General features: G+C 58.0%; 25 protein-coding genes and 2 tRNA genes. All 27 read right to left on the bottom strand.

The features are described from left to right. Positions 1-31 precede the first annotated feature (31 nt). The gene (locus tag CVV65_RS00475) at positions 32-958 is read right to left on the bottom strand and encodes an SHOCT-like domain-containing protein (RefSeq protein WP_100666502.1); all 927 of its coding nucleotides are present in this window, start codon (positions 956-958) and stop codon (positions 32-34) included. Continuing rightward, positions 951-1,352, bottom strand: a complete 402-nt coding sequence (locus CVV65_RS00470; RefSeq protein ID WP_100666501.1) for a DUF2089 domain-containing protein — start codon at positions 1,350-1,352, stop codon at positions 951-953. Before CVV65_RS00470 ends, CVV65_RS00475 begins: the two co-directional genes overlap by 8 nt. Before the next feature lie 181 nt (positions 1,353-1,533). Beyond that, positions 1,534-1,610 (bottom strand) — tRNA-Met (locus CVV65_RS00465). Between the two features lies 1 nt (position 1,611). Further along, positions 1,612-1,688: transfer RNA gene (locus tag CVV65_RS00460), tRNA-Met, on the bottom strand. A gap of 135 nt (positions 1,689-1,823) precedes the next feature. Next, positions 1,824-2,249 (bottom strand): S1 domain-containing RNA-binding protein, encoded by a 426-nt coding sequence (locus CVV65_RS00455; protein ID WP_100666500.1) that lies wholly within the window; start codon positions 2,247-2,249, stop codon positions 1,824-1,826. Positions 2,250-2,322: 73 nt separating this feature from the next. Beyond that, complete coding sequence (locus CVV65_RS00450) at positions 2,323-2,682, bottom strand: FtsB family cell division protein (RefSeq protein ID WP_100666499.1); 360 nt, start codon at positions 2,680-2,682, stop codon at positions 2,323-2,325. A 50-nt stretch (positions 2,683-2,732) separates the two neighbouring features. Then, on the bottom strand, positions 2,733-3,317 hold the full coding sequence (gene yabQ / locus CVV65_RS00445) for a spore cortex biosynthesis protein YabQ (RefSeq protein ID WP_157935324.1): 585 nt from the start codon (positions 3,315-3,317) through the stop codon (positions 2,733-2,735). Positions 3,318-3,340: 23 nt separating this feature from the next. After that, a complete protein-coding gene (gene yabP, locus CVV65_RS00440) occupies positions 3,341-3,643 on the bottom strand; it encodes a sporulation protein YabP (protein WP_100666497.1) in 303 nt (100 codons plus the stop codon). Between the two features lie 31 nt (positions 3,644-3,674). After that, positions 3,675-5,006 carry an O-antigen ligase family protein gene (locus tag CVV65_RS00435; RefSeq protein ID WP_157935323.1) on the bottom strand — a complete coding sequence of 444 codons (1,332 nt, stop codon included), beginning with the start codon at positions 5,004-5,006 and terminating at the stop codon, positions 3,675-3,677. Positions 5,007-5,168: 162 nt separating this feature from the next. Then, positions 5,169-6,605, bottom strand: coding sequence for an oligosaccharide flippase family protein (locus tag CVV65_RS00430; protein ID WP_232796740.1), 1,437 nt, complete (start codon positions 6,603-6,605; stop codon positions 5,169-5,171). 142 nt (positions 6,606-6,747) lie between these two features. Further along, on the bottom strand, positions 6,748-7,023 hold the full coding sequence (locus tag CVV65_RS00425) for an RNA-binding S4 domain-containing protein (RefSeq protein WP_100666494.1): 276 nt from the start codon (positions 7,021-7,023) through the stop codon (positions 6,748-6,750). A 2-nt stretch (positions 7,024-7,025) separates the two neighbouring features. Beyond that, entirely contained in the window at positions 7,026-7,298 is a 273-nt protein-coding gene (locus CVV65_RS00420; protein WP_041303505.1) for an HU family DNA-binding protein, read from the bottom strand. Between the two features lie 90 nt (positions 7,299-7,388). After that, positions 7,389-8,252, bottom strand: coding sequence for a nucleoside triphosphate pyrophosphohydrolase (gene mazG, locus CVV65_RS00415; RefSeq protein ID WP_100666493.1), 864 nt, complete (start codon positions 8,250-8,252; stop codon positions 7,389-7,391). A gap of 24 nt (positions 8,253-8,276) precedes the next feature. Continuing rightward, on the bottom strand, positions 8,277-9,875 hold the full coding sequence (locus CVV65_RS00410) for a putative polysaccharide biosynthesis protein (RefSeq protein WP_100666492.1): 1,599 nt from the start codon (positions 9,873-9,875) through the stop codon (positions 8,277-8,279). Positions 9,876-9,982: 107 nt separating this feature from the next. After that, positions 9,983-10,525, bottom strand: a complete 543-nt coding sequence (gene spoVT, locus CVV65_RS00405; RefSeq protein WP_100666491.1) for a stage V sporulation protein T — start codon at positions 10,523-10,525, stop codon at positions 9,983-9,985. Positions 10,526-10,750: 225 nt separating this feature from the next. After that, complete coding sequence (locus CVV65_RS00400; RefSeq protein ID WP_100666490.1) at positions 10,751-11,665, bottom strand: peptidyl-prolyl cis-trans isomerase; 915 nt, start codon at positions 11,663-11,665, stop codon at positions 10,751-10,753. Next, a complete protein-coding gene (gene mfd / locus CVV65_RS00395; protein WP_407928371.1) occupies positions 11,655-15,179 on the bottom strand; it encodes a transcription-repair coupling factor in 3,525 nt (1,174 codons plus the stop codon). The genes CVV65_RS00400 and mfd overlap by 11 nt, the downstream gene beginning before the upstream one ends. Positions 15,180-15,259: 80 nt before the next feature. Continuing rightward, complete coding sequence (locus CVV65_RS00390; protein ID WP_013074145.1) at positions 15,260-15,493, bottom strand: anti-sigma-F factor Fin; 234 nt, start codon at positions 15,491-15,493, stop codon at positions 15,260-15,262. Positions 15,494-15,614: 121 nt separating this feature from the next. Then, positions 15,615-16,169 carry an aminoacyl-tRNA hydrolase gene (gene pth, locus CVV65_RS00385; RefSeq protein ID WP_100666489.1) on the bottom strand — a complete coding sequence of 185 codons (555 nt, stop codon included), beginning with the start codon at positions 16,167-16,169 and terminating at the stop codon, positions 15,615-15,617. 120 nt (positions 16,170-16,289) lie between these two features. Further along, on the bottom strand, positions 16,290-16,928 hold the full coding sequence (locus CVV65_RS00380; protein ID WP_157935321.1) for a 50S ribosomal protein L25: 639 nt from the start codon (positions 16,926-16,928) through the stop codon (positions 16,290-16,292). A gap of 79 nt (positions 16,929-17,007) precedes the next feature. Continuing rightward, positions 17,008-17,958, bottom strand: a complete 951-nt coding sequence (locus CVV65_RS00375) for a ribose-phosphate diphosphokinase (protein ID WP_100666487.1) — start codon at positions 17,956-17,958, stop codon at positions 17,008-17,010. Next, positions 17,955-19,364 carry a bifunctional UDP-N-acetylglucosamine diphosphorylase/glucosamine-1-phosphate N-acetyltransferase GlmU gene (gene glmU, locus CVV65_RS00370; RefSeq protein ID WP_100666486.1) on the bottom strand — a complete coding sequence of 470 codons (1,410 nt, stop codon included), beginning with the start codon at positions 19,362-19,364 and terminating at the stop codon, positions 17,955-17,957. Before glmU ends, CVV65_RS00375 begins: the two co-directional genes overlap by 4 nt. A gap of 189 nt (positions 19,365-19,553) precedes the next feature. After that, on the bottom strand, positions 19,554-19,841 hold the full coding sequence (spoVG, locus tag CVV65_RS00365; RefSeq protein WP_100669071.1) for a septation regulator SpoVG: 288 nt from the start codon (positions 19,839-19,841) through the stop codon (positions 19,554-19,556). 69 nt (positions 19,842-19,910) lie between these two features. Then, complete coding sequence (locus tag CVV65_RS00360) at positions 19,911-20,300, bottom strand: RidA family protein (protein WP_100666485.1); 390 nt, start codon at positions 20,298-20,300, stop codon at positions 19,911-19,913. Between the two features lie 32 nt (positions 20,301-20,332). Beyond that, entirely contained in the window at positions 20,333-21,154 is an 822-nt protein-coding gene (gene purR, locus CVV65_RS00355; RefSeq protein ID WP_100666484.1) for a pur operon repressor, read from the bottom strand. 53 nt (positions 21,155-21,207) lie between these two features. Continuing rightward, complete coding sequence (locus tag CVV65_RS00350) at positions 21,208-21,951, bottom strand: nucleotidyltransferase family protein (protein WP_100666483.1); 744 nt, start codon at positions 21,949-21,951, stop codon at positions 21,208-21,210. Beyond that, on the bottom strand, positions 21,911-22,831 hold the full coding sequence (ispE, locus tag CVV65_RS00345; protein WP_100666482.1) for a 4-(cytidine 5'-diphospho)-2-C-methyl-D-erythritol kinase: 921 nt from the start codon (positions 22,829-22,831) through the stop codon (positions 21,911-21,913). Before ispE ends, CVV65_RS00350 begins: the two co-directional genes overlap by 41 nt. Positions 22,832-22,849 lie beyond the last annotated feature (18 nt).

Genomic DNA, 22,849 nt, shown 5'->3' with positions numbered 1-22,849 from the left:
GTTCGCACCGGGCTCACGGGTCAACCACGAATCACACTTCCGTGATTTCCAGCCGTCCCGTCCGCAGATCCACATCCACTGTGCAGGCGGGCACCTGTTGGGGAGCCCAGAGGATGATCTCTCCTCGGCGGCGGACAATCCGGCCGCCTTCTGCCAATCGGGTGGGCACGCGAATATCCGCCACCCCGATTCCCGTTTTCAGCGTACCGTCCAGGGCAGTCCCTTTGGGTACAGTCCAGGAAATCCTTCCGTTGACCACCCGGATTTCCACTCGACCATCCGGGGCTGGCGCAACTTGCTCCAGCTCTACGGCACCATTGGTGGTCATCAACTCCACCACCTGCGCTTGAACCAACTCGATCCGAATCCTGCCGTTCGTTTGGCGAACCGCTAACCGGTCAAAAGGTGCCTCCGGAACCCGGACCGTCACATGAGCCCCCCGAACCACTTCCGCCTCATCGTCGACGATAAACTTCACTTCCCCGCCCTCTGCGCGCCAACAAGCATCCAAGGGGTTCCCTTCCCCCGTCCAGCTGCCGCCGTCAGAAACTTGAGCCCGGACATGAAGTTCCACGTCTTCGCGCCGTTCGGCAACCACCCGCACGTTCCCGTGAAGGGTTCGAATCTCCAGAGCGGAGAGCGGCCCCGGGCCCCGATACACCTGTTCAACCACTGCGCCCCCGATCTCCCAGCGCCCGAACCATTCCGGCAATGCAGCCAGGGACTCCATCGCCTGCTGAAGTTCTTTTCCCAATTTCTCCGACATCTGCCTTCCGAGATCCCGCACATTGCGAGCTGCATCCTGCCACATCGGGCCGAAATCCCACGTGCGACCCCGGGTGCTCCAAGAGCTTTCCTTCCCCGTGTCCCCGAGCGCTCGAAGAAGGCGTTCTGCTTCTTCCGCGGTGATTTGCCCTTTCTCCATCATCCGAAGGATCATCATTCGCTCCTCACGCATGGGTGCCCCTTCCTTTCGAGATGTTCTCCAATTCTTGGATCGCTTCGTCCACCGATAATTCGCCAGCCTCTAGCGCTTGAAGAACACTCGCCGCCTCTCCGACGCTTCCACCGGTACCCGCAGCCTCTCCCTCTTCCAACCCGAGAACCCGGAGGATCTGCTCCAATCGGGCCCGAATTGTGGGATAAGAAACTCCGAGCTCGCGCTCCATCTCCCGAAGGTTGCCCCGGACTTTCAAGAAACGCAGGACAAAATCCCACTGATCCGGCTTTAGGCGCATCCATGGCCCGGGACTGAAATGGCCCCGGATCACGGTGCCGCACCTCTCGCACTCCAGTTCCGCCACTGTCAACTCTCCAAAACAAGCGGGACATTGCGACACCCACCCGCTCATGGCCGGACCTCCATATCCTTTATCTTTTCCTTTAACATTGTTTATTCTACAATCAACATCTCTGAGATGCAATGGGCATATCTCTGATCTTGAGATCATGAATCATAAAAGGGCACGAGCGCGTCGCCCATGCCCTTCTCACAAACAAAAAAACCCCTCACGGGGTACGCGTTACTCATGCTGGTGGCGGAGGAGGGATTCGAACCCCCGACACTGCGGGTATGAACCGCATGCTCTGACCACCTGAGCTACTCCGCCTTGGTTGCGGGGGCAGGATTTGAACCTGCGACCTTCGGGTTATGAGCCCGACGAGCTACCGGACTGCTCCACCCCGCGCTAGTCACAAAATTAATCATACTGCAGCACCAAATCCATGTCAAGATATAAAAAGCCTGCCCACCATAAAGAAGGCACCTGCACGGTGCCGGAAAAAGACCGAATCAGACCAGTTGAAAGGAGACGGATCAAGGATTACCCGCGCCGGCCGCCGCGGCCACCACGTTTGGCTTCACTGCGCTTCAACGCTTGTAACCGCTCTTCGCTGTCTTTCATAAACCGATTCAACTTGTCCTCAAACGACATACGGGACGACCGCGACCTTGGGTGACGATCTCGCCCATGCTCGCGTCCCCCCTGGGAACCTCGATGTTCGGCAGCAGATCCTTCCTTAGCCTGACGGATGGAGAGCCCGATCTTCCCGTTCGGATCCACGTGAATAACCTTCACCGTCACGGTGTCGTTGATCTTCAAGTAGTCGCGGATATCTCGAACATAGGTGTCGGCGATCTCCGAAATATGCACCAAGCCCGTGACGCCACCGGGAAGAAGGACGAATGCGCCAAAATGCGTGATCCCCGTCACTTTCCCTTCAAGTTTGCTGCCTAATTCAATTGACATGTTAAGGGAAGTTCCTCCTTAGAAAATGAGAAAGATGACCGGTATAAATTATAGCGAGGGGACGAAAAATGTGTCAAGGTGTTGCAGAGTTCTGAGTCGTAAATAAAATCTCACCAGGCTTGGCCATGTGGAACTGTTGGCGGGCCAAATCGGCGACGTACTGATCTTGCTGAAGAAGACGCACCTGCTCCTTTAATGCTTGGTTTTGCTGTTGTGCCCGCTGCAACTTTGCGTTGGCTTGTTCTTGCTGGGCTTCCAGGCTCCTCATCTTGGGCCATTGCACAAACACCGCCGTGTACCCTGCCCAAGCGAGTACAGATAAAAGAAAGAGGTAGCGGAGCTTGAGACGCGGCAACCGCCAGCGACGGCCCTTTCTCCGCCCGGTCAGGCGTATGACATTCTCGCGGCGACGTCGAACCATCTCACGCGTCATGCCTCTCACCTCTTTCCATCGTCCTGTGCTCCCACCGTCCTGCGCAACATTCACCCTTTCTTCACCGAGCGCTTAATCCAACGTCCGATCCAGGACCACAGGCCGCGAATTCCCCTGCTCCGCTCTGCCGACTTGGTAGGATCTTTAGTCTTTAGGCGTTTTTGAACCCGCGCGGCCACAAAACCTAAAGGCCACAGGATTATATTCTCAAACAATGAGAGAATATGCAAGATCCCTTCAAGGGTTCGTATCACCAAGCGAAAGATCCCCAGTACGGGTTGCCAGACCGCGATCATCCATAGTCTGTATCCGACCCGGGCACAATATGTCAGAACCCTGACGATCCCTTCCACCGACCGGACGACCATCGGGTGGAACCACACTCGGTACAAACCGAACCCGAGGCCCATAACGGCAAAAAAGCTGAGGCGCATTTCCCCGTCCGATGTCACCAGCAGCACCCAAAACACTCCGGCGAGGGCAGCCGCCCAGAAAGCTACATCGGCGAGGGGGATTAACCACCGCCATCCCCTGCGCCCTTGGAGAATCGTGTTGTAAAGATCATACCCCGCACCGAGGGCAGCTCCGCACCCCGCTAACGCGGCCACCACCAGCCACTGACCCTGAAGCGGCATCTCCCGCCCTCCTCGCCCCGGGATTAACGAAACAGCTTGGTCAGCCATCCCTTGGCCCGTTCGGCGGGGCCCGGCCCGTCGTCATCATACCCCATTTCGAATACAACCCCTTCGATGATGACGATGCCGTCTTCCAGATTCAGTGTCTTAATATGCAGATTCTCGCCCCGTATGGCCAGAAAACCGTACGGGGTCTGAAGGACAAATTGCTCGCTGTCGAAACTCTCCACTTGCAGGACGCCGGTCACCTCGACGTATTGGCGATTGGCCATATTCACGTGGTGCCTCGGCGCCGGCTTGGTGACCCTCCCTTTTTCGTCGGCCATCCCGTCTCCCTCCCGACTCGGACATGTCACCTTATCCTATGCCGGGCTTGGACGACTCAGAACGCTCTCCCAGAGACCAGCCATCTCGACGAAGGTATGATAGGGCCGCCAGCATCCAGAAGGGAAACATCACCTGTTGCAGTTCCCACAGATTGTTAAAGGCATCCATCACAACGATAGCCAGAATCAGGGCCAACCCCGCATATCGAATCTTCCCTCCTGCTTTCCAGGACTTCCACAACAGGACGAGGTGGATCAAGCCAAAGGAGAGGAACCCCAAGAGACCGGTCTCAATGATGATCCGGTTGTACTGACTGTCCGAATACATGTCAGTGGGCATGTGATAGCGTTTCGCGAGATCTTTAACGACCGTCCCACCTCCCCCGAACGTCCCGGACCCATAGCCGAGCAATGGCCGCTCCTTAACCGTATTGAGGGCGATCTTCAGGATAAATAACCGCCCGTTAAACATACTGTTGCCAATTTCGCGTTGGGACAGGGTTTTTGTCACCCGGTTAAAGGGGTTGGCCCCCAGATGCTCGCCAAAGCCGAGATGTGCCAGAGGAGGCCCGAAGGTGAGGTTCACCACAACAATGAGTGCCGTGATGATGGCCCCGATGCCCAGTATCTTTGCCCACTGCCGCCAAGGCAATAACCGCCATGCCGCAATGAGGCCGACGACAAACCCAAGCCAACCACTGCGGGAGAACGTGTAATAGAGAACCGGCAGAATGGCAGCCATCCACGGTCGGTGTTTCTCGGGCAAAACGAGGATGCCGAGAAAGAACATGATAACCAGATACGACGCCAATGTATTCGGGTTCTCCAGCAGAGACATAATCCGTCCGGCATTGATGCCTGTCAAGGCCTCGATCCAAGCCTTTGGCTCAGGCCATCCCAAAGCCTGCAGGAACCCCACGAAGAGGATCAATCCCAGCGTCACACCGGATGCCCACATCGCACGGCGAAGCCACACGGCGTCCACAGGCAAGCGGGCCATCACAAAACCGACCACGTAAACCACGAACAATCCGCGCATGGTCGCCCCAAAGCGAAGAAACGAGGTGTGATTGACCACCATCGAAAGGAAAGACACAAGTACAAAGAGGAGCACGGCGTAATCGATCCACTGAAACCGAAAACCTTTAATTCCCTTGGCAGCCCATAAACACGCCACGAGAACGACCACTAATATGTCCGTGCCAAAGCGGAAGGCCAAACTCGCCACCCGGCCCAAGTGAACGGGCGTAAACGCCAGCGGCCCGTAATCGATGAGGAAGAATCGCAAAGGGATATAAATGGCCAGCACCGTCACGATGATCCAAGCCAGCCGTACGGCGCCGCGCCTGAAATCCGTTGCCACATCGATCATCTCCTTAGTTGCCCGTCCCTTGACGGCCCTGTGCCGGGTTCCATTCTATCGAAAGACGGCCTCTTTGGAAAGAGAGGCCATCTGCCACACCCGCCAAGCTCTTTCGAGAAATCGCCGCCTGCGCCCGAATCCGAAGATTTTCCTCTTTGAAATTCAAGGACCGCCTCCCTCCCGCCTGATCCTGGGAATCCTCTCCTGAACCTTTTCCCACATTTCCTGCAGCCGCCGCCGAATGTCTGAATCCATGGCCACTATGGCCAATCCCGCCCCCATCTCAAGGACGGGCATACCAACAAAAGGAGACCAATCGCGTACCCAGAGGAACCCCAGAAACACGGCTGCCGCCGCCACCGCCGCGTTCCTTGCTGCGCCTTGCAAGAGAAGACGCCAACCTGTGGGGTTCATCAGTACAAACCCGATCATCGACAGACATTCGACAACCAAGGCCGCCAAGGCACCTCCGGTGCTCCCCCAACGCGCCCCGAGAACCGCGTAGGCCGCGGCACCGACGACCAGGACGGCGACGAGCACCGCTGTCCTTCGGGATTGCATCCCCTTCGTTGTCAAGGCATCCGCCAAGGGGTAATTGATGGATTGCATAAAAACCATCCACGATAGTATTGTCAGCGCCGGAGCTGCGTCTGCCCACCGCGGCCCAAACAACAGGTGTATCCACCAGGCCGGGTAAAGCAAAAAAGGCAACGCCATCATCACCCCAAGAGCACTCATCATTTTCAATTCCAGAACGTTAAGACGGAGGTGCGCATCTTCATCTCGTCGGTTCCCGTGGGCAAACAGTTGGGGATAATAGGCCTCCGCCAATACCCCGGGGATCTGGTACAACACCGAGGGAATGCGAAAGGCTGCGGCAAAATACCCCACCGCGACGAGGTCGGTCACCCGCTCTAAAACCAGGGGGCCCATCTGGTTCAGCAGCATGATCACCAGCCCCCCAAGAGTGAAAGATCCCAGCCCCCGAAGAAGAGACCGGTCCCAGCCGGAAAAAAAAGACACCCTGTGACCCACCAGCCATAAGCTGAGAAGCCCCCCCGCCACCGCCGCCAGCCCGTAGATCGGCGCGAGAAAATCCAAAGGCCAACGCAAAGCCATCCCGAGAAACAGGGCACCGGCGGAGAGCAGACCCGCCACCGCGCGAATGAGCGCCGTATACTGCATTTTCTGCACCACTTGAAAATATACGGCACCTACGCCCTGAAAGGCCGCCCCGAGAATCGTCGGCATCACCACCCAGTATAAGACACGGCGCATTCCCGGATCGGGATACAGACTTTGCACCACCGCCACCGAGACCACCGCCGTGCCCAGGCCGAACAACAGGCGGATTTTGAAAAATCCGGCCAATAGACGGCCCAGATCCGCGCCGGGCTTTGTGCCATCCCGAATAAAGGTGTGAGATAATCCGAGGTCGGTGAAATACCCAGTTACAACAGAAAATGCCAATGCCACACTCAGAATGCCGTAATCCTTCGCTCCGAGGTAGCGAGCCACCAGAATCGCTGCCACTGCCCCCACCAATCGAACCAGGACATTGCTGGCGAAGAGATAGACGGCATTCTTGAGGATTCGCATTCCGCTCAATGGATGTACAGCCCTTTTCGTAAGATTTCCGCTGCCACCGCCGGGTGCAACGGACAAAGGGATGGGCAAAGCGAAGGCGCCGCGACGCGGCGCCCCCGCCCCATCCCCCTTGGTCTTGAACCGTGCAGGCGAGTCACTCCGGCCCTGATCCCGACTGGGCCCGCCAATCTTCCAGCACGGTGAACAATGCGGTGCTTTCATCTTTGGGTACATGGTCCCGCAGGTCCACCACCCGCACCTTCATCATCCTCCCGCCATAGGCGATCGTGAGTACGTCACCCACGTTTACCTCGGATCCCGCTTTGCCCGGCCGGCCATTAATCTGTACGCGCCCTTGGTCGCATAACTCTTTGGCCACGGTGCGCCGCTTGACCAGGCGAGAGACTTTGAGGAATTTATCCAATCGCACCCTTACTTCATGACCTCTTTCAATTTATTGCCTGGCTTGAAGGCCGGAACCACCGACTCGGGAATCGAAATCTCTTCCCCAGTCTGCGGGTTGCGACCGATTCGCGCCGCCCGCCGCCGGGGCTCAAAGGTACCAAATCCCACCAACTGCACCTTTTCACCCCCGGCGAGAGCCTCACCGATGACGTCGAAAACACTGTTGACAGCGGCCTCGGCTTCTTTCTTTTTCAAACCACTGCGTTCCGCCACTTTGGCGATAAGTTCCATCTTGTTCATGTCGTGTATGACCCCTTTCTCATCCTGGATTCACACAAATATTTCTTTGCTCCTGAACGGAATCCTGCACGATTCCAGGAATTTTATCCGCTATCGGCAAACTTTCTTTGCCGACTGCCACAAAGCTTCCATTTCGTCCAAGGAGGCGTTGTCCAAGGGGATGCCGCGCTTTTTCAACTCCGACTCCATGTAACCAAACCGCCGGATGAACTTGCGATTCGCCCCGGCCAGGGCTCCTTCGGGGTCAACACCGACCAGTCGGGCCAGGTTGACCACCGCGAACAGTAAGTCACCCACTTCTTCCGCCACGGCCTCCGAGAACGCGGCCCCCCCGTCCGGGCCCCCCCGTTCCTGGAGGGCATCGGCCACCTCCTGGAGTTCCTCCCGCACCTTGTCCATCACTGGGCGGGGGTCTTTCCAATCGAATCCCACCTCCGCCGCCCGCTTTCCTAACCGATAGGCCACCTGGACAGCCGGCCGGGCAAGAGAGATCCCCTCCAGCCAGCCACCCGCGCCCCCTTCCTCCCCTTCCTGGACGGCTCGGTTTCGCTCCTCGGCTTTGATCTGTGCCCACCGCCGCTCGACACCGGCGGCGTCTTCCACGCGTTCGCCGCCGAAGACGTGGGGGTGACGGCGAATCAGTTTGGCGGACAAGCCATCGATACAATCTGAGATATCGAAGGTACCCGCTTCCCGGCCGATTTCGCTATGTAGGAGCACTTGTAGCAACAAGTCGCCAAGTTCCTCACATAAAGCCCTGGGATCCTGCTCATCCAGCGCTTCAGCCACTTCATAAGCTTCCTCGATCACATAGGGGCGAAGGGAAAGATGCGTCTGGGCCCGGTCCCAGGGGCACCCCCCCGGCCCCCGCAGACGTGCCACCAGTTCCACCACATGCGCGAATCGCCGTCCCACATCGAGGGAGCCTTGCGTTTTTGTGTGTTGCTCATTCATCCCCAGTGTCGCCCCTTGCCATTCTCATTTCAACCACCCGAATCGTGTTCCCACCCGCGCCAGCACTGGACCCACGCGGGGCAGCGACTCCAGTTCCCCCCGGCTGAACCCCCCCACAATCAGCAGGAGGACAAAATAAGCAATTCCCCCCAACACCACTGCGCTGAGGGCCACCATGGCGGATTCCCACCGGTTCGCCCCCGTTTCGCCCCCCAGGGTTTGTAACACCAGCGCCACCACGGCGGCCATTCCGATCGATGCGACAAGGGGACGCCAAAAGAGTTGCCGAACGTGAAGAACGAGGCCCGTGGATGACATCACCGTCACGATGTTCAACAGCGCAGCCACGGCATAAGCCACCACCGTCGCCGCCGCCGCCCCCTCGATTCCCCAGCGCGGCACCCACAATACGTTTAAAATACCTTTCGCGGCCACCGCTACGGCCAGGTGCCAGACTGGCGCCCACGGACGTCCGACACTTTGAAGGATCGATGATGCCGTGACCTGAAGACTGCTAAACACCATGGCCAAAGAGGTAATTTGAATCGCCGCAAGCCCCGAAGTGTCCCGAAACAACATCCGGTCCACCGGAGCGGCCAGCAGGATCAAGCCGATTGATGCCGGCAGGGACAGCCAAAGGGTCAATCGCAATCCCAGTTCGACCTGGTGATTGGCCGCTTTGAGGTCCCGCCGGGTCATGGCCGAGGTAAGGGAAGGTAACAGGGCAACGGCCACAGCTCCGGCAAAAGTGGCGGGCAAGATCATCAGTTTAAAGGCCCGTCCGCTGAGCCACCCAAACATCTCCGTGGCCACCCCACTGGACAAACCGGCCGCTTTCAAAGAATTGACCACAGTCAGCGCATCGACATTATTGATCAACGGAACGGCCAAAGCCCCCAGGCTCACGGGTAAAGCATAGAGAACCATATCCTTGCCCCACCGGGAGTCGAGTCCGCTGTCTCCCCGGGAACCCCATCCCCAAATCATTGGCCCGCGGGTCATATCCCGCCACAGAACGGCACAACCGGCCAACGCCCCGGTCACGGCACCGAACGCCGCTCCCGCAGCCGCCCACTCCGGCGAGTGCCACTGAACCATCATCCACCAGGACAGGGAGATGATTGTGATCACGCGAACGGTCTGCTCAGCCACCTGGGAAGCCGCTGTAGGCATCATCTCTTGAAACCCTTGAAAATATCCCCGGGCCACGCTCATCACCGGAACGAGGAGCATCGCGGGCGCCACTGCCCGTAGGGCCAAAGCGGCATCGGGATTGCCGACGAACGCCGCGTAACGCTCGGCTCCGAAAAATAACAAACAAAACCCGGCCGCACCAATGGCTCCCATGATGGCCGCCGAGACCCGGAATACCCGTGACGCCCCCGCCGCGTCGTCCACCGCCGCCCGTTCGGCCACGAACTTCGAGACCGCCACAGGCAGGCCGGCTGTAGCGAGAATCACGAGGGTGGCATAAATTGGGTATGCCATCTGGTACAGACCGAGTCCTCGATCCCCAATGATGTTTTGTAAAAAAATGGTGTACACAGACCCCAGCACTTTCGAGACCAATCCGGCCCCAGCCAAAACGGCGGCTCCCCGGACAAATCGGTTCCCCCTCGTCATTCACTTTCCCTCCGCCCGTTCTCATCATAACAGACTGCTACGGGTGGATCTATATGTGCGAGGGGTAAAAAAAAGCCGAGCCCACCACTCCCTGAAAGACGCGAAATTTATTGTTCCATCTGTTTCCCGAGGAATGCGGCGGCCGTTTCGGCCATTTTCTTTTCCAGTTCACCCATATGGACCTGTTCATTCTTGGAGAGGAGAACCACCGCCCCAATGGGGTCGCCCGCAGCAATGATCGGCGCAATAACCCGGGAAGAGTACGTGTCAGGCTCGTCCCGCAGAATGGTCCATTGCCCCGGTTCGGCGTCCAAAACCGTTCTCCTGTCCTCCACCGCGCGTTCGACATCGACACCCACTGGCTTGTCGAGAAAATCCTTTTTCGGCGCACCCGCCACGGCAATGACCACATCTCGATCGCAGATCAAGGTGATGTGCCCGAGGCTTTCATGCAGGGAATCCGCGTATTCCTTCGCAAAATCCCCGAGCTCACCTATGGGGGAGTACTTTTTCAGGATCACTTCACCGTCTCGATCGACAAAGATCTCGAGGGGATCGCCTTCGCGAATCCGTAATGTCCGACGGATTTCCTTCGGGATCACGACGCGGCCCAAGTCATCAATGCGACGAACGATGCCCGTAGCTTTCACGGTGGTTCCCCCTTTGTCGCGTAGTGGAGTCAGCTTCTAAAACCGGAGAGTCTGGTAGGACTGACCACAAACGGATGGTTCGTCAACATTAGGGTGTACACCCCAAGGGATTTTAACAATACCGCTTTCTGGCAGCAGGCCCGCTCGTAACCACCCCCGCGTCCCGGGAGTTGAGGTGCCAGGGCAGTATCGACTCCTCCTCAACTCTGGCCCCGGGAGAGCAGATCAGGGCCCCCCGGCCGCCTGCTTCAGGGCCGGGTCTTCAATGGTGATGTGCGCATCCTGTTTCGCTTGGTTGAACCACTGCTGTTCCTTCATCTGCATGACTTTATTCGTGATTTGATCCTTCACCTGACTCAGCGGTTCCACCTTGCGGCTGTCCACCCGAATGATATGCCAGCCGAATTGAGTTTGTACGGGATCGCTGATCTGCCCTATGGGCAGCTTCATAGCGGCATCCTGAAACGGGCCCACCCACTGGGACAAGGGGCCTTCCGGAAGTTCGCCCCCTTGATCCTTGGAGGGGTCGAGAGAAACCTCCTTCGCGACTTGGGCGAAAGACTCTCCCTTGAGAAGGCGGGCTTTGACTTGCTCGGCCTCCTGCTTGGTTTTAACGAGGATATGGGCAACTTTCGCGATCGTGTAATCCGCCGGGTGATCCTTATAGTAGGCCTGAACTTCCTCGTCTGAAACCGAAAGATGTTTCGCGAAATATTTTTGAGAGAAAATGTCGTCCATTGCTAGGGTTTTGAGGTCGTTGTCTGTCAATCCCAATTCCGTCATTTTTTTGTTAAGGGCGTCAACGTTGCCGTACACGTACTGGATCAACTGTTGCCGGTACTGGGCCACGGTGTCGGACAACTCCTTATCGCTGACGGTGATGCCCTCCTGCTTGGCCTTTTGATCAAGGATGTCATGCATCACAATGTACTGCTGCAACACTTCCAGGCGGTTTTGCGGGGTATCCGGATACTGAGGCGCAATCAACAACCTCTGGAGCTTGAATTGTTTGTCCAACTCCGCCCGGTGCACCTGGCCCCCGTCGAAAGTGGCCACCACATCCGAACTTCCGCAACCCGCCAGCGCCAGGATCGCAAAAAGAGTGACAAAAACAGCGCCGGCCAAGCGGCTATAAGACATTTTGCAGTTCCTCCTGCCCTTTGACAACGTCTTGAAACGCCTCCATGAACTCCAGAAGCAATTTCAACGACTGTTCCGCCGTCAACCCCCGCATGCGCAGCGTCATTGTGATGTTCTGCCCTGCGGTGAGCTTGATCCGCTCCCGGAACCGCTTGGTCAGGTCAAACAGTCGGTCGCCCTGGACGTGCTTGTTTTGTCTCTCATGCAGTTTTAACGTGACCTCACTACCCTGCTGGGAAATCGACTTGAAATCATGCCGTATCGCCCAGATCTTGATGCGGGTCACCGCCAATAGGTTGAGAACCTCTTGGGGAATATCCCCAAAGCGGTCTTCGATCTCTTCCTGCAGATCGTCGACATCCTCCAACCGCCGACACGACACGAATTTCTTGTAAATCTCGATCTTCTGCATGGAATCCGGAATGTACCGCTCGGGCAAATAAGCATCCACAGCCAGTTCCACTTGAGGTTCGACCACTTGAGGTAAGGATTCACCCTTGAGCTCTCGAATCGCATCAGCGAGCATGTCGCTGTACAGGTCAAACCCCACCGATGCGATAAACCCGTGCTGTTCCGGCCCCAGTAGGTTCCCGGCCCCTCGGATAGACAGGTCCCTGAGGGCGATTTTAAACCCACTTCCCAGTTCCGTAAACTCCTTGATCGCTTGAAGCCTTTTTTCCGCCACTTCGGTCAGCACCTTTTCGGGCTGGTAGGTGAAATACGCATACGCAATCCGGTTAGATCGTCCGACTCGGCCCCGAAGCTGATAAAGCTGCGACAGTCCGAGATGATCCGCATCGTAAACAATGAGCGTGTTAACGTTTGGAATATCCAAACCCGTCTCGATGATGGTGGTGGTCACGAGCACATCGTGTTCTCCGTGCAAGAACTCCAGCATCACCAGTTCGAGGTGATCTTCCGGCATCTGCCCGTGGGCCACCGCCACCTTGGCATCGGGGACCAGACGTCTCACGTGATCTGCCATTTGTTCAATGTCCTGTACTTTGTTGTACAAAAAATATACTTGGCCGCCCCGGCCAATTTCCCGTTCGATCGCCTCTTTAGCCAGCAAGTCGTCATACTCCAACACGTAGGTCTGGACCGGGAACCGATTTTCCGGCGGAGTCTCGATAATCGACAGATCCCGCACTCCCAGCATGGACATGTGAAGAGTCCGGGGAATCGGTGTCGCGGTGAGGGTCAGGCAGTCCACGTTGGTCTTGAGTTGCTTGAGCCTTTCTTTATGTGTAACGCCAAAACGTTGTTCTTCATCCACAATCAGGAGACCTAAGTCCTTGAATTTCACGTCCTTCTGCAGGAGTCGATGGGTACCGATGATGATGTCTACGGTGCCTGCTCGTAATTGTTTCAAGACCTGACTCATTTCGCCACGGGTGCGAAACCGGCTGACCACATCAATGGAGATCGGAAAACCGTGGAAACGCTCCCGAAACGTCTCGTAATGTTGCTGGGCAAGCACCGTCGTGGGTACGAGGACGGCCACCTGCTTACCGTCCATCACGGCTTTAAACGCGGCGCGCATTGCGACTTCCGTTTTCCCGTAACCAACATCCCCGCACAGCAGTCGGTCCATGGGTCGAGGCTGCTCCATATCCCGCTTAATCTCTTCGATGGCCTTTAATTGATCCGGCGTCTCCCGGTATGGGAACATCGCTTCAAACTCTTTCTGCCAGGGGGTATCCGGGGAGAATGCATGGCCGGGCGAGGCCATTCGCTGAGCATAGAGTTTGACCAGTTCCTCTGCGATATCCCGGATGGAGGAGCGGACGCGGTTTTTGACCTTGGCCCACTCGGTTCCGCCGAGATGATACAATTTTGGCTGCTTGTCTTCGCCGCCGATGTATTTTTGGACCTGATCGATTTGATCGATAGGTACGTACAATTTGTCATTTCCAGCATAGCGAATGTACAGATAATCTTTGTGAATCCCTTCGATCTCCAAGGTTTGGATTCCCATGTATTGCCCGATACCGTGGTTTACGTGAACCACGTAGTCGCCAACTTTCAGGTCCTGGTAATTCTTGATCCTTTCCGCATCTGAAACGGTGGACACTCGGCGATGTCGGCGTTTGGCAGTAAAAATCTCCTGCTCGGTCACCACGACCAACTTGAGATCTGGCATCTCGAAGCCGGACGAGATTCCTCCCAAGACAATTTGCGGTCGATTGGCCTGTTTGGACCATTCAGAAGTCAGATCTGCAGACATACCGTAGTCTTCCAGCACCCGGCGCAACCGCTCGGCCCGTTCTCCGTTCGCCGCCACCAGGACCACTCGCTGGCCCGTTCGGCACCACCGGTCCCATTCTTGTTTCAAGACGTTCATCTGGCCATGGAATTGCTGCATAGAACGGGCCGGCACCGAAATCACGCGCCGGTTGGCGGCCGTGTGCCGGGCGAGCAAGGAGAACAACACCCTCTGCCGGTGTCCCGAGAGACCGGCATCCCCAGCCATAGTAGGACGGTGGAGGCCAGAGAGCAACTCGCCCTTTTCCAGGCCGTGCAACTCCCACTCCTGTTCCTCCCGCTCCCGTTGTTTCAGGCTGTCCCGAATTCGGATGGGTTCCGCGTATACACAAATGGCGTCCACGGGCATCCAGGTTAAAAGCCCCCCGGGACGCGGATACAGAAGGTGGATATAACGCAGCAGTCCGGTAAAAGGGTAGCCGGTCTCCATGCGCCGGACGTCTTCCCCGATATATCGGTCCACTCGTTCCCGATGGCCTTCGTCGGCGAATTTTTCTCGCTGCCGCTCCCACTGGCTTCGCACGACCCGGGCCACCGCTTGAATTCGCTCTTTCGGGGCCAGAACCTCGGTGTTCGGTCCGATCTCGCAAGCTGTTACTTGGTCGACAGACCGCTGCGTTTCCGGGTCAAACACCCGAATGGCGTCGATCTCGTCGTCGAAAAATTCGATCCTGTAAGCGCGTTCGTGCGTGAGGGGAAAAACGTCGACGATGCCGCCCCGGACTGCCAATTGCCCTCGCGCTTCCACTCGATCGGCGGCTTCATACCCCATCTGGAGGAGCCGATCCACCCATTCATCCCTTTTTAAAACGTCTCCGGCCTTTATAGACAGGAGGAAGGAACGGAATATTTCGAGATCTGGAAGGGGCTGGTCCACTGCCCGGGCCGGAGCGATCAACAGGATGTTTTCTCCCTTCGCCAATCGCGTCAAAACGTCCATGCGCTCGGCCGCGAGTTCCGGACTGTAAGCCGCCACATCGAGCAGCGCCGCCTCGCGTTCGGGAAACAGGAGAACGCGGTCGTTCGGAAGAAATTCAAGACAATCATCATACAACTGTTGTGCTTCCTGAAGATTATGGGTAACGATGAGCATCGGCTTGCCGGTTTCCCGCCGTAGCGCAGCCATCATGACGTGCGCCGCCGTCCCGGACAACCCCGTGACCCATTGCTCTTCTATCCGCTCATCCAGGCCTTCCATCAGTGTTCGAAATCCCGGATGTTCGGAAACATATTGGATCAATCGTTCCAACCTGTCCCCTCCTCACAAAAGACCAAAAAAGCCTCAGCCCATCGCTAAGCCAAGGCTTGGCGCGCCGCTTTTCCATATCACTACTGGAGTGGCGTGCGAATCAAGGTCAGTTCAGGATTCGCCTCTAGAGCCTGCTGGCAGAATTCGCACACCGTGTTGACATAGATACACCCTTCGTGGGGATCCGTAGTCATTATATCGGCCCGTTCTTCGGGTGTCAACGAATGGAAACCCAAAGCCGAGGGGGACACGCGGCTTCCATCCACTTCCCCGAGGTAGTGATGACAATGACGGCACACATAGATGATTCGCACCTTTTCCCGCCTCCCGTGACAGCCCCGCCGGGCGCCCATGTTGCCCCCATAGTATGCGCGGTAGGCGGAATCGGGATACAGGCACTTGACGGGAACCGCGTTGGGGCGGGCCGGTCGATCTTTAAGCTTTTGAAATGGCCTTTTCAAATCCTTCCTGCACGGCAATCTCAATCAATTCTACAGCCCGGTCCAATGCGGGATGAAGGGTGGAGAGTTCGTCCGGGGAAAACGGGGAAAGGACGTGATCAATCACACTTCGCCCTTCCATCGGCCGGCCGATGCCAATTCTCACCCGCCCAAAGGTTTCCGTTCCCAGGTGTTGGAGTATCGATTTCATGCCGTTATGGCCGCCCGACGATCCTTTGTAGCGCAACCTGACTTTGCCCGGGGGCAGGTCCATGTCATCATAAACGACGATCAGGCATTCCGGATCGAGGCGATACCATCTCATTGCCTCGCCCACCGCCAGGCCACTCTCGTTCATAAAGGTTTGAGGCTTCAACAACAACACTTGCTCTTCGCCCACCCGGGTACTTGCGGTCAGACTGTGAAAGCCCCGGCTCGTCACACTCACGCTCCATCGTGCGGCCAATCGGTCTATCACCATGAAGCCAGCGTTGTGGCGCGTTTGGGCGTACTGCGGCCCGGGATTGCCGAGCCCCGCAATTAACCACATGTCAGCCCCGCCACCTTCTGCCGATCGGCTTTGAAATGTCGAACCAGCCCACTCGCGCTCAGGCAGTGAGAAAAGCCGCAGCTCCCACGCCCGGGGCTGCGGCCATACCGCCGGAACAACCTACTCCGTGCGGCCCTTCCCCTCGGTATCGTGAACCATCTCCGGTTCTTTTGGCTCCTCCGGCAGAGCCTCTCCGGCACCTGCACCGGCACCGGCGGCACTGATATTGACCACGACTTCGTCCGCTTCCTCCAGCAGATGAGCCCCGTTCGGCAGTTCTACGTCGGCCGCGCGGACGACCTCGCCCTCTTCAGCGCGACTCACATCCACCCGCAGGTGTTCAGGAATTTCCGTCGGCAGGCACCGAATGCGCAGGTGCCGTAAAAGAACCTGCGCCACCAGTCCCCGTTTGTCGACTTCTTCTATGCCCTGAACTTGCACCGGCACCTCTACGTCGACAGGTTCGTCCAACATGACGACGTGAAAATCCACATGCAAGATTTTGCGGGTTACGGGATCCCTCTGAATCTCTTGGATCACTGCGGGCAAACGCCCTTGGCCCGGCAACTCGATATCGACCAAAGCTGTCTCGTGCCCCGTTTGCATCTTCAACAGCCGAGCCTCTTCTACGGACACCGGCACCGGCTCACGGCCCTTACCGTACACGACGCCCGGAATCCGCCCGGACCGCCGCAGATGTGTCAGTACACTGCGGCGCAGATCAGTTCGGGTCTCCAGAGGTAACACTTGGGCACTCACAAAAACCGCTCCTTTCTTCAAACAGGTACAAACCAAGGCAACAAGCGACAAACTGGCCCAGTCCGCCCCGATCGGGCTTTCAAGTATTAAACAGGGTACTCACCGACAGGTCTTCGTGCACCCGGATAATGGCATCTCCGATCAAGGGAGCTACCGACAGCACCACCAGCTTGTCCAGAGCAGGCGATTCCTTCAGCGGAATCGTGTTCGTCACGACGACCTCGCGGATCTCGGATTCCCGCAGGCGCTCCATTGCCGGTCCCGACAAAACTGCATGGGTGCAGCAGGCATATACTTCCTTTGCCCCCCGTTCGAGCAACGCCTTCGCCCCTTGGGTGATGGTGCCCGCCGTATCGATGATATCGTCGATCATCACGGCCGTCTTTCCATCAATGTCGCCGATGATGTTCATGACCTCCGCAACATTGGGCTCAGGACGGCGTTTATCGATAATGGCGATCGAGGCCCCGAGACGCTGGGCCATCCCCCGGGCCCGGGTGACACCTCCCATGTCCGGTGAAACCACCACCACGTCTTTCAACCCTTTATCCTGAAAATAACTGGCGAGGATCGGTTGGGCCAGCAGATGATCCACAGGGATGTCAAAAAAACCCTGAATCTGCCCCGCATGCAGATCCATGGCAATCACCCGATGGGCCCCTGCCGTCTCGATGAGGTTTGCCACGAGTTTTGCCGTGATCGGCTCCCGAGGCCTGGCCTTGCGATCTTGCCGGGCATACCCATAATAGGGCACGACGACATTGATCCGTTTTGCAGATGCACGTTTGAGGGCATCCACCATGATCAGCAATTCCATCAAGTTCTCATTGATCGGCGCAGAGGTTGATTGAACGACGAAAACGTCGCAACCCCGAACGCTTTCTTCAATCTTAACCTGAATCTCCCCGTCGCTAAAACGGGTCACCCGGGATCGTCCCAATTCCACCCCGACGTGCTCCACGACCTCCCGAACCAAAGCGGGATTCGAGTTTCCTGTGAACACTTTTAACTTCGCGTCGCGATACCTCATGACTCCCGGGACTCCTCGCTTTTCATCCGCCGCCCCCGCAACTTGTGCTGCAGCGTCGCTGTGTATCCTTCCTTGTTGATCTGACGCTCTCGGGCGATCGCCATAGCCCCGTCTGGAACGTCTTCGGTGATCGTCGACCCAGCGGCCACGTAAGCATCCGATCCCACCGTCACGGGAGCCACCAGATTGCTGTTGCACCCCACAAACGTTCGATCCCCGATTCTTGTGCGATGCTTTTGCACCCCATCGTAATTGACGGTGATGGTCCCGCACCCCAACACCACACCTTCCCCCACGTCGGCATCTCCGATATATGTGAGGTGTGCGGCTTTCGTTCCCGCGCCGATCAAGGCATTCTTAACCTCGACAAAATCTCCGATCTTTGCCCCGGGTCCCACATCGGAACCCGGACGCACGTAGGCAAAAGGCCCCACCGTGCACCCCGAGCGCAGCGTTGAGCCAAGAACCACCGACTGCTCCACCCGGACCCCGTCCTCCACCACCGAGGCGGACAGCCGAGCCGCCGGCCCGATCCGGCAGTCTTCGCCAATGCGCGTCCCGGCTTGGAGCCATGTCCCGGGGAGAATCACCGTGTCTCTTCCAATGACGACATCGGAATCCACGTACGTCGATCGGGGGTCGACCACCGTCACCCCTTCCCGCATCCAGTACTCCAGAATGCGACGACGCATGCTTTCTTCCACCGCAGCCAGCTGCACTCGATCGTTGACCCCGGCCATCTCCCCGGCATCTTCCAGCAATACCGGGGTCACCCGCCGGCCATCCTTCTGCAAAATCTCTGCGCAATCCGTGAGGTAGTACTCCCCTTGGCGGTTCCCGTTGTCGAGGCGGCGAACGGCATCGAACAATTGTTCTGTGTCAAAGCAATAGGTTCCCGCATTGACCTCGCGAATCGCACGAATCTGTTCGTCCGCGTCTTTCTCCTCGACGATCGCCCGAATCTGGTCACCGTCCCGTACAATCCGCCCATAGCCTTCCGGGTGATCCACGACGGCGGTCAGTACTGCAGCCGCTGCCCCGGTCATCTGCTGTACATCGGCCAACCTCTGGAATGTCTCCGGGCGAATGAGGGGAGTATCCCCGTACACCACCAAGGTCTGCCCTTCCGTCCCCTCCAGCAAGGGAGCTGCTTGCAGGACCGCGTGGCCAGTGCCGAGCGCCCGCTCCTGAAAAACATACTCCACCTCATCCCCCAAGACGGCCCGGACCTGCTCCGCCAGGTGACCTACCACTACGACGATCCGGTCCACTTTACTCGCCTTCAGATGATCCACGACGTGTCGAATCATCGGTTGACCACATACTTCGTGAACCACCTTGTGCCTGCGGGATTTCATCCGGGTCCCGAGCCCGGCCGCCAAAACCACGGCGTTTCGCTGCGTCAATGACCATCCCCCCGTCGCCTCTCCGCCCGGACCGGCACGGACAAGGCGTTTCCGGTACAACACTATAACGCATCACTATAGGGGATTCAACCGTCGCACAAAAGGTGACGGCCGCCGGCAGTGGAATACACCCCCGATCCTATCCCGCCGCCGTCGGTGTGACATCCTTCACCCGGGACCCGCAGCCCTTCAGACCTCGCTCTCCACTTTGTCCGACGGCTCCCCTACCCCGGGCGCCTCGTAAGCCGCCAGCACCGCCGCCTGGACTTTCGACCGTAACGAGGCCGACACCGGATGCGCGATGTCCCGATAGGCCCCGGAGGCCGTCCGCCTCGCCGGCATGGCCACAAACAATCCGGTGCTTCCGTGAATCACTCGAATCTGGTGAACCACGAACTCGTCGTCAAAGGTCACCGACGCCAAAGCTCGCAGTTTCCCGGCGCTGAGCCGAACCAAACGGACCGACGTGATCTCCACGGTCACTCCCCCTCTCCATTTTGGAGGGAGAGTTCGACGGTATCAGATCCGAAACCTGTTTAGCGCCATTCAAATTGATTCTGAAATCACGGCGATCAATTCGATCTCGACCCCCGCGCCTTTCGGCAGCCCCGCCGCCTGGACCGTCGTCCGGGCGGGCTTATACGCGCCGAGGACTTCCTCGTAGACTTCATTCATCGGGGCAAAATCGTTCATATCCGCCAAAAAAACTGTCGCTTTGACCACGTCGGCAAAACTCGCCCCGGCCGCTTTCAATACCGCCTCCAGATTGGCAAATACCTGCCGGGTCTGTTCGCGAATGTCCCCCGCCACCATTCGCCCCTCCGGAGTGAGGGGGATTTGCCCCGATGTAAAAACGAATGACCCGGAACGAATCGCCTGGGAATAGGGGCCGATGGCCCCGGGAGCCTTTGATGTTGAAACGATCTGTCCTGCCATCCCACATCATCCCTTCTCAGCCGGCGTACGAATCAGCGGCCAAAATACGTGCCGCGGACCGTCTCCACCCGGCGGTTTTCTTCATCCATGCGCCCGATATCCACCAATGATACGTACTCGCCGACCAGCTTTTTCTCCGGCTCCAAGGTCGCGGTAAACACGCCGATGCCCACCGCCTCGCCGCCGAACTCGGCCAGCAACTCCACCAACGCCCGGGCCGTGCCCCCCGCTTTCATAAAATCGTCCACAATGAGGGCCCGGGTGCCTTCTCGCAGCGACCGGCGGGACAACGACATCGTCTGAATCCGCCGGTCCGAACCCGATACGTAGTTCAAGCTCACGGCGGACCCCTCGGTCAGACGTTGATTCCGGCGGACCACCACGATGGGAAGCCCGAGATACCGCGCCGTCGAAACCGCCAGGGGGATTCCCTTCGTCTCCACCGTCATGACCACTTCCGCGCCGGCCCCGGCGAATCGATGGGCAAACAACCTTCCGGCGGCATCCAAGACATCTGGCCTCCCGAGGATGTCGGACATAAACAGGAACCCACCCGGAAGGATGCGCTCCCCGTCAGCCAGCTCCCCCTGAAGCCGTCGCACAAAATCCACCGCGAAGGCTTCACTCACGCCCGGGATGTAGCGAATCCCCCCTGCGGCCCCGGTTGCTGTCTCAAAGGTGCCGAGTCCCTGCTGTTCAAACACCGCCCGTACGATGGACAAATCTTCACTCAACGAGGACTTCGCGGCCCCCAGTCGTTCAGCCAGGTCGCTCAGCGACACGGCGGTATGGGGATTCTGCAGAAACAATTGGGTCAAACAAACCAACCGGTCGCTGCGGCGCACCCTTGCCATCCCCCATCTTAAAAACCGAACATTCCCTCGGAAAATATATCATTTCTTTCGGGTTATGACAATCTCGCCGCCAAAGCCCGGTCCACCCATCCCAAATCTTCGGGTTCATCCACATCGGCGCCAATGGCGGCGTGCGGACAGATCACTGCAGATGCTCGAACGGCAAACAATTCCCTCACCCGGGACTCCAGTTGATCAATCGATAGCACTCCCACCACCCGGCTGGCCGCCAACCGAACGGTGAAACTCCACCCGAGTTCCTTCGACAAGCGCAGAGGATTCTTCCGGTTGCGGATGAAACGGTCGATCACCGGGAGGATCCGGCTCAACACGTCGTCCCGAATCACAAACAGATTCCCGCCCGTGAACGTGCCGTCCCGAAGTTTCACGTACGTTCGCCGAATCCCGGGAAGTTCCCGCTCGCAATCTTCCCGCCGCACGATGGGATAATAGAAGTCCCGGCGAAACGGCCGGCAACGGCCCAGAACATCCTCCACCATCGCCCCGGTTAACAGCGGTACGTCACAGGTGGCAATGAGCACATGCTCCCCCCAGGGCCGGTCGAGAAACTTCAGGGCAGCTTGCAGGTGGTCGACAATGGAGCCCGATCCGGGCAGCCATACCGCCCGTGGTGACGAGCCAGCCGTTTGCCCCACCACGACAATCCGCTCGATCTCGACGGCCGCGGACAGGGCGTCCAACACATAGTCCACCATCGCCCGCCCTTGAATGGGCCAGAGGGCCTTCGGCCCGTCCTTATCGGAAACGCTCCCTCCCGTGAGGACGATCGCATCCATGAGGTTCCCTCCGCTTTCCCACAATGTCGTCGTTTAAACCGCACACCCGGGTCAGATACACTTCCCGAACAAAGCCGCGAAAGGCATGATGAATTCGTTCCGCCTTCGACTGCCTGTCCACCAGACCGAACACCGTGGGGCCGCTGCCCGACATCAATGCCCCTAAAGCCCCGAACTGAACCATCCGGGCTTTGAGCCGCCTCACTTCCGGATAAAGATCGAAGGTGACCGTCTCTAAGACGTTGCCGAGCCGCTGGGAGATACCCCCGAGGTCCTTCTCCCGAATCGCCTCGATCATCTGTGCCGTTTTCGGGTGTTCCGTCACCTCATCCAGCCGTAGCCTCCCGTAGACCGCAGCGGTGGATACCGGAATGGGGGGGTGAACCAGAATTACCCACGCCGGAGGGCAGGACGGCAAGATCGTGATCCTCTCTCCCCGCCCCTGGGCGAGTGCCGTGCCGCCGTACACACAAAAGGGCACATCCGACCCCAGCTTTGCCCCGAGTTCCGCCAGTGCATCTTTGGTCAACCCCAGCCCCCACAAGCGATTGAGACCTCTCAGCACCGCCGCAGCGTCGCTGGACCCGCCGGCGAGCCCCGCCGACAACGGAATGCGCTTGTCGAGGTGAATCGATGCGCCGCGATGACAGCCCGTCTCCTGTTGCAATAATTTCGCGGCCCGGAGAGCTAGGTTGCGTTCGTCGGTGGGCAGCTTGGGGTGAGTGCAACTCAATTGGAGATCCTCGGCTTCCTCTAGGTACACCCGGTCAGCTAAATCCACCGTTTGCATGACCATTTCTACTTCATGGTATCCGTCATCCCGACGGTATAGCACGTCTAAAGACAGGTTGATTTTTGCCGGTGCTTTTTCACAAACCACCTTCGTCCTCCCCGCCAG

The sequence above is a fragment of the Kyrpidia spormannii genome, assembly GCF_002804065.1.
In the GTDB taxonomy this organism is placed as follows: domain Bacteria; phylum Bacillota; class Bacilli; order Kyrpidiales; family Kyrpidiaceae; genus Kyrpidia; species Kyrpidia spormannii.
The sequence above is the reverse complement of the archived record's forward strand: the minus strand, read 5'-3'. Positions and strand labels throughout refer to the sequence as shown.